Raw genomic sequence first — 11,676 nt, forward strand, 5'->3', positions numbered from 1 at the left:
AGCTAAGTTTCCAGGATTTCGCCGGTGGTCATGTTGACGGCCGGCGCCGCGCCCGCCCCGCCCTTCGCCGCCAGCTGCGCGTGCACCGATGCGGCCAGCGCCGGACCGATACCGGGAACCCGCTGCAGATCCTCGGCGGAGGCGGTTCGCAGCTTCTTCACCGAGCCGAATTCCTTGAGCAGCGCGGCACGCTTGGCCGGACCCAGTCCGGAGATTTCATCCAGCAGGGACGCCGTCATCGATTTGGCCCGCTTCTGCCGGTGGAAGGTGATGGCGAACCGGTGGGCTTCATCGCGGATGCGCTGCAGCAGGAAGAGCGCCTCGGAGGCACGGGGCAGGATCACCGGGAAGTCGCTGTCCGGCACCCAGACCTCTTCCAGGCGCTTGGCCAGGCCCACCACGTAGATGTCGGTGATGCCCAGGTCGGCCAGGGCACGGGAGGCCGCAGCCACCTGCGGCTGCCCGCCGTCGACCACCACCAGGTTCGGCGGATAGGCGAATTTTGTCCGCGGCGCGGCAGTGAGCGTATCGGTGAGCGGCTGGACGTCGGTGCCGGTGCGCTCGACGGGCAGCGTTGCGGGAGCATCGGGGTCGGCCGCCGGATCGGCGTTCTCCGCGAGGTAGTTGCGGAAGCGCCGGGAGATCACGTTGTACATCGCCGAGGTGTCGTCCCGCGCGGCGTCCCCGGTGATGGAGAACTTGCGGTAGTCCGATTTCTTGGGCAGCCCGTCCTCGGCCACCACCATGGACGCCACCACGTTGGTGCCGGAGACATGGGAGATGTCGTAGCACTCGATCCGCAGCAGAGCCACGGGCAGGTCCAGGGCTTCCTGCAGTTCCTGGAGCGCGGCGGAGCGGGTGGTGATATCCCCGGCCCGGCGGCTCTTGTGCAGCCGCAGCGCGTCAGCGGCGTTGCGGGCCACCGTTTCCATCAGCGCTTTTTTGTCGCCGCGCTGCGGGACCCGGATGTCCACCCGGGCACCGCGCAGCCCGGAAAGCCATTCGCCGAGCTCATCGGCATTGGACGGAAGCGCCGGAACCAGCACCTGGCGGGGAATGCGGTCGGTGGAGGCTGCCTCGCCGTAGACCTGCTGGATCAGGTGTTCCACGAGGTCCCCGGTCTCGGCGTCCTCAACCTTTTCCACCACCCAGCCGCGCTGGCCGCGGATACGCCCGCCGCGGACGTGGAAGACCTGGGCCGAGGCTTCGAGTTCATCCTCTTCGAGGGCGAAGATGTCAGCATCGGTGTCTTCGCTGAGCACCACGTTGTTGCGTTCGAAGACCTTCCGCAGCGCGGCGATGTCATCGCGCAGCCGGGCTGCTGTTTCATAGTCCAGCTCGGCGACGGCTGCCTGCATTTCCTTCTCCAGGGTGGAGATGAAGCGCTTGCCCTCGCCGGACATGAAGTCGCACAGCTCGGCGGCCAGGTCGCGGTGGTCCTCGGGGCTGATCCGGCCGACGCAGGGGGCTGAGCACTTGTCGATGTAGCCGAGCAGGCACGGGCGGCCGGTGCGCTCGGCGCGCTTGAAGACACCGGAGCTGCAGGTGCGGACGGGGAAGACGCGCAGCAGGGTGTCGAGTGTCTCGCGGATGGCCTTGGCCGGGTAGAACGGGCCGAAGTAGCGGGTGTCCTTGCGCCGGTCGCCGCGCATGACCTGCGCCCGCGGGTACTTCTCCCCCATGGTCACGGCGAGATAGGGGTAGGACTTGTCATCCCGGAACATGATGTTGAACCGGGGGTTGAATTCCTTGATCCAGGTGTATTCCAGCTGGAGGGCCTCCAGCTCGGTTCCCACCACCGTCCATTCGACGCTCGCCGCGGTATGGACCATTGCCCGGGTCTTGGGCAGCAGGCCCCGCGGATTGGCGAAGTAGGAATTCAGGCGGGAGCGGAGGTTCTTGGCCTTGCCCACGTAAATGACCCGGCGGTGCTCGTCACGGAAACGGTAGACGCCGGGGGCGGTAGGGATTTCCCCGGTTTTGGGCCGGTATGTTGCTGGATCTGCCACGCTTCCATCCTACGGTCGGCGCTGGTACCCCCTGCGCCGCCACAGGGGGCTTTCGCCGGACGCTGAAACGGCTAGCCTTCGGGCTTGCTCTGGTTGTAGCTGCCGGCGCGTTCCTGCCCGGACAGTTCGGCAATGGCATCCATGACCCGGTCGGTTGCCTGCCGGCGGGCGGGCAGCGCGTGGTCGGGTCCGGTTTTCTGGAAGTACAGCGGCCGCCCGATCTTCATCGTGAAGTGCTGTGGTTTGATCCATTTCTTACCTGCGGGCTGCAGGTTTTCGGTTCCGATCAGACCCACGGGCACTACCGGTGCGCCCGAGGTCAGGGCCAGCCAGCCCACGCCGGTGCGGCCGCGGTAGAGCAGTCCGTCGCGGGACCTCGTCCCCTCGGGGTAGATCCCTATCCCGCTGCCCGCCTCCAAGCGGTCCAGCAGCGTTTTCAGGGCGGCAACGGACGCAGCCTGCTGGCCGCGCTCTACGGGGATGGATCCCACCCCCTCGAAGAACGTCCGCATGGCGGCGCCCTTGACCCCGGTGCCGGTGAAGTATTCAGCCTTGGCGAAGAAGGCGACCGGCCGCGGCATCAGCGCCTGGGTCAGCACGCTGTCCAGGAAGGAGAGGTGGTTGGCCGCAACAATAAAGGCGCCGGAGCTGGGAACATTCTCCAGGCCGGTGACCGTGGGCCGGCACAGGGTGGCGATCAGGCCGCGGGTGGAGGCCCGGGTGAGGTCATAGACTCCCATTTGCGCAGGCCCCTTCCTGCGCACGGAAGCCGTGCTGTCCACTGTGCGGCTTGGTGAGGCTGTGCGGTTCGGTGAGGCTGTGCGGTTCGGTGAGGCTGCGCAGTTCGGCGAGCAGATCTTCTGCGGTGCCGACGACGGCAACGGCGCCTGCCGCTTCCAGTTCACCTGCAGCGGCGAACCCCCAGTCCACGCCAATGCAGTCCAGCCCGTTGGCTGCGGCGCCGTGCACATCGTGCCGGCGGTCCCCCACCATGACCGCCCGGTCGAAACTGCCCGCATGACGGGCCAGGGCGGCAGCGATGATCGTGGTTTTCCCGTCCAGGGCCGCTGCGGCCTGTTCATCGGCGGGAGAGCCATGGACGGAATCGAACAGAACCAGGAGGCCCTGGGTGGTGAGCAGCTCCATGGCCAGCGGCTCGGGCTTCTGGGTAGCCACGGCCACGAGGCAGCCTTCCGCGCGAAGCCTGGCCACCGTATCGGCAATTCCCGGGTAGGGACGGCTCTGTGCCATTCCCGCGGAGCGGTAACCGGCCCGGTAGATGGCGATGACCTCGTCAACACGGTCCGCGGGGACGCCGGCGATATCCCGGAGTGAAGTCACCAGTGCCGGTCCGACCATGCGCTGCAGGTCGGCAGCCGGCGGAACGGGCAGCCCGCAGGAGGCCAGGGCGGCGCTGATGCCGCCGGTGATGGCCCCCGCCGGATCCACCAGGGTTCCGTCAAGGTCAAAGAGCACTAAGAGCCGGGATTCTTTCACCGGGACAGTTTCCCACACCTGCGGCCCGGGACGGAAAAAGGTATTCCCGGTCGGGAATACCTTTTTCCATTATGTCTAAAAAATACCCGGTCCGGCATTCACCGGCAGGGCTCAGGCCTGCTTGGCAAACATCTCCGCCAGGAAATGCCCGGTATGGCTGACATCGGACTTCGCGACCTTTTCGGGGCTTCCCTGGGCGATGACCTGGCCTCCTCCATTGCCGCCCTCGGGGCCCATATCGATGATCCAGTCAGCACTCTTGATGACGTCGAGGTTGTGCTCGATGGTAATCACGGTATTGCCCTTATCCACGAGCCCCTGCAGCACGAGCAGCAGCTTGCGGACGTCCTCGAAGTGCAGGCCGGTGGTCGGCTCGTCAAGGACGTACACGCTGCGCCCGTTCGAGCGCTTCTGCAGTTCCGCCGCCAGCTTGACGCGCTGCGCCTCGCCGCCGGAGAGGGTGGTGGCAGGCTGGCCGAGACGGACATAGCCCAGGCCGACATCCACCAGCGTGTTCAGGTGCCGGGAGATCGGTGAGAACGCGGCGAAGAACTCCGCTGCCTCCTCGATCGACATCGCCAGGACCTCGGCGATGTTCTTGCCCTTGTAGTTCACCTCAAGGGTTTCGCGGTTGAACCGGCCGCCGTGGCAGACCTCGCAGGGCACGTAGACGTCCGGCAGGAAGTTCATCTCGATCTTCAGCGTTCCGTCGCCGTGGCACGCCTCGCAGCGGCCACCCTTGACGTTGAAGGAGAACCGGCCCGGCAGGTAGCCGCGGACCTTGGCTTCCGTGGTCTCCGCGAAGAGCTTGCGGATGTGGTCCCAGACGCCGGTGTAGGTGGCCGGGTTGGAGCGCGGGGTGCGTCCGATCGGGCTCTGGTCCACGTGGATGACCTTGTCCAGGTTCTCCAGGCCGTCAATGCGCAGGTGGCGTCCCGCGACGTGCTTGGCGCCGTTCAGCTTGGCGGCCAGGGTCTTGTAGAGAATGTCGTTGATCAGGGTGGATTTACCCGAACCGCTGACACCTGTCACCGCGGTGAAGACCCCCAGCGGAATCGAGACGTCGATGTTGCGCAGGTTGTTCTCCCGGGCCCCGACGATCTTCAGCTGGCGGGATTTGTCCACCTTGCGGCGCTTGGCCGGAATATCGATCTTCCGGCGTCCGGAGAGGTAGGCACCGGTCAGTGACCGCTCGTTGGTGAGCAGGTCCTCCAGGGACCCGGAGTGGACCACTTCACCGCCGTGTTCACCGGCGCCGGGTCCTATGTCCACCACCCAGTCGGCTTCGTGGATGGTGTCTTCGTCGTGCTCCACCACGATCAGCGTGTTGCCCAGGTTGCGCAGCCGGGCCAGGGTCTCGATCAGGCGGCGGTTGTCCTTCTGGTGCAGTCCGATCGACGGCTCGTCGAGAACGTACAGCACTCCGACCAGCCCGGAGCCGATCTGGGTGGCCAGGCGGATGCGCTGGGCCTCGCCGCCGGACAGGGTGGCGGCGGCCCGCTCCAGGGAAAGGTACTCCAGGCCGACGTCGAGCAGGAAGGTCAGGCGGGCCAGGATTTCCTTCAGGACCTGGTCGCCGATCTTGGCTTCGCGGGCGGTGAGGTCCAGTCCGCTGAGGAACTGCGCGGCCTCGCGCAGCGGCATGGCCGCCACCTGGGCGATGTTCCTGCCGTTGATCAGCACGGACAGCGAGGCCGGGTTCAGGCGGGCTCCCCCGCACTCGGGGCAGGGGATTTCCCGCATGTACTCCTCGTACCGGTCGCGGGCGCTGTCGGATTCGGTCTCGAGGTGCTTGCGGTGGATGTACTGGATGACGCCTTCGAAGCCGGTGCTGTATTTGCGCTCCCGGCCGAAACGGTTCTTGTACTGGACCACAACCTTGTGGTCCTTGCCGTTGAGGATGGCTTCGCGGGCCTTGGCGGGCAGCTTCTTCCACGGCACGTCCATGGAGAAGTCCATCTCCTTGGCCAGGCCGGCCAGCAGCCGGTTCCAGTATTCAAGGGTGGCGTTGCCCAGGGCCCAGGGTGCCACGGCTCCGGCGGCCAGGCTCAGGTTGGGGTTGGGGATGACCAGTTCCTCGTCAACCTCCAGCCGGCTGCCGATGCCGGTGCAGACCGGGCAGGCGCCGAAGGGGTTGTTGAAGGAGAAGGACCGCGGCTCGATCTCGTCGATCGCCAGCGGGTGTTCGTTGGGGCAGGCCAGGTGCTCGGAGAAGGCCCGGATCCGGTCCTCGCTCTTCTCGTCCAGGTCCACGAAGTCGGCCAGGACCCGGCCGTCCGCGAGGCCCAGGGCGGTTTCGATGGAATCGGTGAGCCGCTGCCGGATGCCGTCCTTGGCCACCAGGCGGTCCACCACCACCTCGATGGTGTGCTTGTACTGCTTGCCCAGCTTGGGCGGGTCGGAGAGCTGGATCTGCTCGCCGTCGACCCGGGCCCGTGAGTAGCCCTTGGCGGCAAGTTCCTTGAACAGGTCGACGAATTCGCCCTTGCGGCCGCGCACCATGGGCGCCAGGATCTGGAACCGGGTACCCTCGGGCAGCTCCAGCAGCTGGTCAACGATCTGCTGCGGGGTCTGCCGCGAGACGGGCTCGCCGCACACCGGGCAGTAGGGGGTGCCGACACGGGCCCAGAGCAGGCGCATATAGTCGTAGATCTCGGTGATGGTGCCGACCGTGGAGCGCGGGTTTTTCGAGGTCGATTTCTGGTCGATGGAGACCGCCGGGGACAGGCCTTCGATGAAGTCGACGTCCGGCTTGTCCACCTGGCCCAGGAACATCCGTGCATAGGACGACAGGGACTCCACATAGCGCCGCTGCCCCTCGGCGAAGATCGTGTCGAAGGCCAGGGAAGACTTTCCCGAGCCGGACAGGCCGGTAAAGACAATCATGGCGTCGCGTGGCAGATCCAGGTCCACGTTGCGCAGATTGTGTTCCCTGGCGCCCTTGACGATGAGGCGGGAAAGATCGTTGCCGCGATGCGGCTCGTTGGCGTTATCGGCCATCAAAGAGGTAGCTGTAGACACAAATTCCACTGTAGTTCACCGGTTGGTTCGAAGAAGTATTCGACACCGCGGTGTTCACCGCAGGCGAAGAGCGGTCTCGACGTACGTGAGGGCTTCCTTCGCGTCCAGCCCGTTGGCGCGCACGGAATCAGCGAAAACGCGGGCGGCTTCGGCTACCCGGCGTCGTCCGTTGTCACCGGCGGCCGCAATGACGGTTCCTGCCCGCGAGCGCGTGGTGACCACTTCGGCCTGTTCGAGTTCGCGGTAGGCCCGCGCCACGGTGTTGACGGCCAGGCCCATCCGGGCGGCGAGCGCGCGGACCGGGGGCAGGCGGGTTCCGACGGCGAGGCGTCCCTCATTGGCGGCGTCGAGAATCTGCACCCGCAGCTGCTCAAAGGGAGGGACCGAGCTGGCCGCGTCGATGCGGACCCAGGACAGGACGTCGTCGCTCATGGGACCGCCTTCTTCGTTTCAGTGCTGGAACCTCCCGGGATCCTCCGGCAGGACGGGCCGCTGCAGTTCACAGGTGCCGCTGTGTCTATTTTGCCACGCCGCCTGCTTCGCCGTGTCCGGCGGCGCCTGCCTCTGCCGCTGCGGCGGGGTCGACGGCGTCGGATTCGTCCCGTTCCTCAGGTTCGGCGGGTCCGGCGAACTGGGAGCGGTACAGCCCGGCATAGAACCCCTCAGCGGCGAGCAGTGCCTCGTGGGTCCCCTGTTCCACGATCTCCCCCTGCCGCACCACCAGGATCACGTCCGCATCGCGGATCGTGGAGAGCCGGTGCGCAATCACGAAGCTGGTCCGTGCCTGGCGCAGCGCGTTCATGGCCAGCCGGATGGAAATCTCGGTCCGGGTGTCCACCGAGCTGGTGGCCTCATCCAGGACCAGGATGGACGGATCCGCCAGCCAGGCGCGGGTGATGGTGATCAGCTGGCGCTGTCCCTGGCTCAGGGATCCGCCGTCATCCCCCAGGACGGTGTCATACCCGTGGGGCAGCGAGCGCACGAAGTGGTCCACATGGGTGGCCTGCGCTGCCTGGACAATCTGCTCCTCCGTGGCGCCCGGAGCGCCGTAGGCAAGGTTCTCCCTAATGGTCCCCTCAAACAGCCAGGCATCCTGCAGCACCATGCCGATCAATCCCCGCACGTCATCGCGCCGCATCGCAGCGGTATCGACGCCGTCGATGGTGATCCGCCCGGCGTCCACGTCATAGAAACGCATCAGCAGGTTCACCAGCGTGGTCTTCCCCGCCCCCGTGGGGCCGACGATCGCCACGGTCTGCCCGGGCTCTGCCGTGAAGGACAGGTCCTTGATCAGTGGTGCGTCCGAGGAGTAGCTGAAGTCCACGTGCTCAAAGGCCACCTGGCCGCGCACCCGGGGGATGGTCAGCGGATCCGCCGGATCCGGGTCCTGTTCCCTGCCGTCGAGTAATTCGAACACACGTTCGGCTGAGGCGACGCCGGACTGCAGCATGTTGATCAGCGAGCCGAGCTGCCCCAGCGGCTGGGAGAACTGCCGGCTGTATTGGATGAAGGCCTGCACTCCCCCGATGGTGAGCCGTCCGTTGGCCACCAGAAGGCCGCCCACCACTGCCACCGCCACGTAGTTGAGGTTGGAGACGAACTGCATGACGGGCATGATGACGCCGGACACGAACTGTGCCCTGAAGGATGAACGGTAGAGGGTCTCGTTGGCCGGGGTGAATCCCGCCACCACGCGTTCGGTCTGGCCGAAGGCCTTCACCACATCGTGGGCGCTGAACATTTCCTCGATGTAGCCGTTGACCTCCCCCGTGGATTTCCACTGCTGCATGAACTGCACCTGCGAGCGCCGGGCAATGAGCACTGTGACGACGGCGGAAACAGGCACCGTCACCACTGCGATCAGGGCCAGCAGCGGAGAGAGCCAGAGCATCATGCCCAGCACCCCCACAATGGTCAGCACCGAGGTGATGATCTGGGTCAGGGTCTGGGCGAGGGTCTGCGCCAGGTTGTCGATGTCGTTGGTGACCCGACTGAGCACGTCTCCCCGGGATCCGCGCTGGAAATGGGACATGGGCAACCGGAACAGCTTGCCGTCCACATCCTTCCGCAGCCGGTACATGGCGTTCTGCACCACCCGGGCCGTGACCCGTGCCTGCAGCCATCCGAAAGCAAACGAGGCCAGGTAGATGCCCAGCACCCCCAGCACGAGGACTCCGAGCCTGCCGAAGTCCAGCCCCTGCCCGGGGACCACGTCCATTGCGGCGAGCATGTCCGCCAGCTGGTCCTGTCCGGTCCGGCGCAGCGCCTGTACCTGCTCGTCCTTGCTCAGGCCCGGTTCCAGCCCGGCACCGATCACGCCGTCGAAAATCACGTTCGTTGCTTCGCCCAGGATCCGCGGTGCCGTGACCGTGAGCGCCACGGAGACGACGGCGGTCACGATGACCAGTGCCACCCGCAGCCGGTCCGGGGCCATGAGGTGCAGGATCCGCCGGACGGTGGCCCGGAAGTTCAGGGGCTTTGCAACCGGAGCACCGGCGCCGGGTCCGCGCGGTCCGGGACCCCGGAGTGCCGGCCCTCCCCGCATGGCACTCACGCGACTTCCTCGGCGGTGAGCTGGGATTCCACGATCTCCCGGTAGGTGGGCGAGGAGTCCATCAGCCCGGCGTGGGTACCCGTTCCGGCGATCCGCCCTTCCTCCAGCACGACGATCTTCGCGGCGTCGGTGATGGTGTTGACCCGCTGGGCCACGATCAGGACGGTGGAGTTCCGGGTCCGCTCCCTCAGGGCTGCCCGCAGCCGGGCGTCGGTGGCGAAGTCCAGCGCGGAGAAGCTGTCGTCGAAGAGGTAAATGGCGGGCTTGACCACCAGGGCCCGGGCGATGGCCAGGCGTTGCCGCTGCCCCCCGGAGAAGTTGCCTCCGCCCTGCTCCACGCGGTGTTCCAGCGCCCCCTCCGCGTTCCGGACAAACTCCGCAGCCTGGGCAATTTCCAGGGCCTCCCACAGTTCCGCGTCAGTGGCTTCGGGTCTGCCGAAGCGGAGGTTGGAGCCGATGGTTCCGGCGAAAAGGTAGGCCTTCTGCGGCACCAGGCCAATGCCGCTGCGCAGCGAGTGCAGCGTCACCGCGGCGATGTCCTGCCCGTCGATGCTGATTCCCCCGGACGTGGCATCCAGCAGCCGCGGCACGAGGTTCAGCAGGGTGGACTTGCCGGCGCCGGTGGAGCCGATGATGGCCGTCGTCTGCCCGGACTCCGCGGTGAAACTGATGCCATGGAGTACCGGGGACTCCGCCCCGGGGTAGCTGTAGCCGACGTCGTCGAACACCAGGGTGCCGCCGTCGTACACCAGCGGCACGGCTGCCGCCGCGTCCCGCACCGTGCTCTCCGTGTCCAGGACCTCGCAGATCCGCTCCGCGCAGACCGCGGCGCGCGGCAGCATCATGATCATGAACATGGACATCATGACGGCCATCAGGATCTGCATGATGTACGCGAGGAAGGCGGTGAGGGCGCCGATCTGCATCTGACCGGCGTCGATCCGGTAGGCGCCGAACCAGACCACGGCCACGGAGGCGAGGTTCGCCACCAGCATCGCGGCCGGAAACAGCAGCGCCAGGTACTGCGAGGTGCGCAGCTGGGTTCCGGTCAGGTCCCGGTTGGCGGCGTCGAAGCGGTCCTCCTCGGTACGCTCCCGCACAAAGGCCCGAATCACCGCGATGCCCATGATCTGCTCGCGCAGCACGGAGTTCACGCGGTCGATCTGCTTCTGCGCCCGGCGGAAAAGGGGAATCAGCCGGCGCAGCACCAGCCCGATCACCGCGAACAGGACCGGCAGGATCAGCAGGAGGATGCCGGAGAGCGGAATGTCCTGGTTCAGCGCCAGGAGTACGCCGCCCACGCCCATGATCGGCGCCGACACCATCACGGTGAAGGTCATCAGAAGCGCCATCTGCACCTGCTGCACGTCATTGGTGGTGCGGGTGATCAGGGACGGGGCGCCGAAGACCCCCATCTCCCGGGAGGAAAAGGACTCCACGGTGGTGAAAAGGCTGGAACGGATATTCCGCCCCACCCTCATGGCCACCCGGGCGGCGAAGTAGGTGGCGGTGATGGCGCAGGCCACCTGACCGGCCGTTATGGCCAGCATCCAGCCACCGAGGCTCAGGATCACGCCGTTGTCCGCTCTCACCACGCCGCGGTCAATGATCTCCGCATTCAGCGTGGGCAGGTACAGAGTGGCCACTGTTTGCAGGAACTGCAGGATGACGACGGCGGCAACGGCGCCTTTGTAGGGCGCCAGGTACTGCCGGACGAGCCGAAGGAGCACGCTTTCCTCCTGGACCTGCCGGATTCGGTCCCCGGCACCATCCGAACGTACGCCCGCCCTCACCGGCAGGCAATACCTGCACCGACACCTGCGAGCGCGCAGTTCAGGTCAGGGCGGGCCGGAACTAGACTGGCCGCCATGATTGATTTGCAGAACGTCACCATCCGCAGCCGGTCCGTGGGCAGCCTGGACAACAACGTCTACGTCATCACCGCAAAGGACAGCGGGTCCCAGGTGCTCATCGACGCCGCCGACGACCTGCCGGCAATCCGGGAGCTACTGGCCGAAGCAGCCGCAGACACCGCCGCCCCGGCGCACGTGGAGCTCATCGCAACCACGCACAGCCACTGGGACCATGTCCGGGCGCTCGCCGCAGCCGTTCAGGAGACCGGAGCCCGGACGGCGGCCGGGGCCGAGGACGTACCCGACATCCTGGTACCCACGGATGTGCCACTGGGGCACGGGGATATCCGGCGGTTCGACGGTTTCGAGCTCGAGGCGATCAAGCTGCGCGGGCATACCCCCGGCTCCGTTGCCCTGCTGTACCGGGACCCGGCTGGCCCGGCCCACCTGTTCACCGGAGATTCACTGTTTCCCGGCGGCCTGGGAAATACGCAGAAGGATCCGGAACGGTTTGCCTCGCTTTACGCCGACGTAGTCGAACGTGTGTTCGATTACCTGCCTGATGACACCGTGGTTCACCCGGGGCACGGTGCCGGCACCACCCTCGGCGCGGAGCGTCCGCACCTGCAGGAATGGAAGGAACGCGGCTGGTAGGGGTCCTGCGGCTGCTGTCCCATTGACCGGCTCCGGCGAGCGCCCCTAGGCTCCAAGTTCAGGCCCAAAAGGAACCGGATGAAAGCGT

Annotated in this window: 8 protein-coding genes; 1 reads left to right on the plus strand and 7 read right to left on the minus strand. The window is 66.6% G+C overall.

Going from position 1 to position 11,676, the window contains the following annotated elements:
* Nucleotides 1-2: 2 nt before the first annotated feature.
* The 7 genes from uvrC to KKR91_RS09430 all read right to left on the minus strand — a co-directional run bounded on the left by uvrC (nucleotide 3) and on the right by KKR91_RS09430 (nucleotide 10,811).
* Nucleotides 3-2,009 carry an excinuclease ABC subunit UvrC gene (gene uvrC, locus KKR91_RS09400; protein WP_210228950.1) on the minus strand — a complete coding sequence of 669 codons (2,007 nt, stop codon included), beginning with the start codon at nucleotides 2,007-2,009 and terminating at the stop codon, nucleotides 3-5.
* Between the two features lie 71 nt (nucleotides 2,010-2,080).
* A complete protein-coding gene (locus tag KKR91_RS09405; protein WP_210228953.1) occupies nucleotides 2,081-2,749 on the minus strand; it encodes a lysophospholipid acyltransferase family protein in 669 nt (222 codons plus the stop codon).
* Nucleotides 2,736-3,506, minus strand: coding sequence for an HAD hydrolase-like protein (locus KKR91_RS09410; RefSeq protein ID WP_237687337.1), 771 nt, complete (start codon nucleotides 3,504-3,506; stop codon nucleotides 2,736-2,738). The genes KKR91_RS09405 and KKR91_RS09410 overlap by 14 nt, the downstream gene beginning before the upstream one ends.
* Before the next feature lie 111 nt (nucleotides 3,507-3,617).
* Nucleotides 3,618-6,506 (minus strand): excinuclease ABC subunit UvrA, encoded by a 2,889-nt coding sequence (uvrA, locus tag KKR91_RS09415; protein WP_210229757.1) that lies wholly within the window; start codon nucleotides 6,504-6,506, stop codon nucleotides 3,618-3,620.
* A 75-nt stretch (nucleotides 6,507-6,581) separates the two neighbouring features.
* Nucleotides 6,582-6,959 (minus strand): GntR family transcriptional regulator, encoded by a 378-nt coding sequence (locus KKR91_RS09420; RefSeq protein WP_210228957.1) that lies wholly within the window; start codon nucleotides 6,957-6,959, stop codon nucleotides 6,582-6,584.
* Between the two features lie 85 nt (nucleotides 6,960-7,044).
* Nucleotides 7,045-9,072, minus strand: coding sequence for an ABC transporter ATP-binding protein (locus tag KKR91_RS09425; RefSeq protein WP_210229759.1), 2,028 nt, complete (start codon nucleotides 9,070-9,072; stop codon nucleotides 7,045-7,047).
* Nucleotides 9,073-9,077: 5 nt separating this feature from the next.
* On the minus strand, nucleotides 9,078-10,811 hold the full coding sequence (locus KKR91_RS09430; protein ID WP_210228959.1) for an ABC transporter ATP-binding protein: 1,734 nt from the start codon (nucleotides 10,809-10,811) through the stop codon (nucleotides 9,078-9,080).
* A gap of 138 nt (nucleotides 10,812-10,949) precedes the next feature.
* Between KKR91_RS09430 and KKR91_RS09435 the strand changes: the two genes are divergently transcribed.
* A complete protein-coding gene (locus tag KKR91_RS09435; protein ID WP_210228961.1) occupies nucleotides 10,950-11,588 on the plus strand; it encodes an MBL fold metallo-hydrolase in 639 nt (212 codons plus the stop codon).
* The last annotated feature ends 88 nt before the right edge of the window (nucleotides 11,589-11,676 follow it).

Source organism: Arthrobacter jiangjiafuii, from assembly GCF_018622995.1.
GTDB lineage: Bacteria > Actinomycetota > Actinomycetes > Actinomycetales > Micrococcaceae > Arthrobacter_B > Arthrobacter_B jiangjiafuii.

Excerpts from the sequence above, each read along its gene's own strand:
- KKR91_RS09405 (WP_210228953.1), bottom strand. The coding sequence starts at position 2,749 with ATGGGAGTCTATGACCTCACCCGGGCCTCCACCCGCGGCCTGATCGCC.
- uvrA (WP_210229757.1), bottom strand. The coding sequence starts at position 6,506 with ATGGCCGATAACGCCAACGAGCCGCATCGCGGCAACGATCTTTCCCGC.
- KKR91_RS09420 (WP_210228957.1), bottom strand. The coding sequence starts at position 6,959 with ATGAGCGACGACGTCCTGTCCTGGGTCCGCATCGACGCGGCCAGCTCG.
- KKR91_RS09425 (WP_210229759.1), bottom strand. The coding sequence starts at position 9,072 with ATGCGGGGAGGGCCGGCACTCCGGGGTCCCGGACCGCGCGGACCCGGC.
- KKR91_RS09435 (WP_210228961.1), top strand. The coding sequence starts at position 10,950 with ATGATTGATTTGCAGAACGTCACCATCCGCAGCCGGTCCGTGGGCAGC.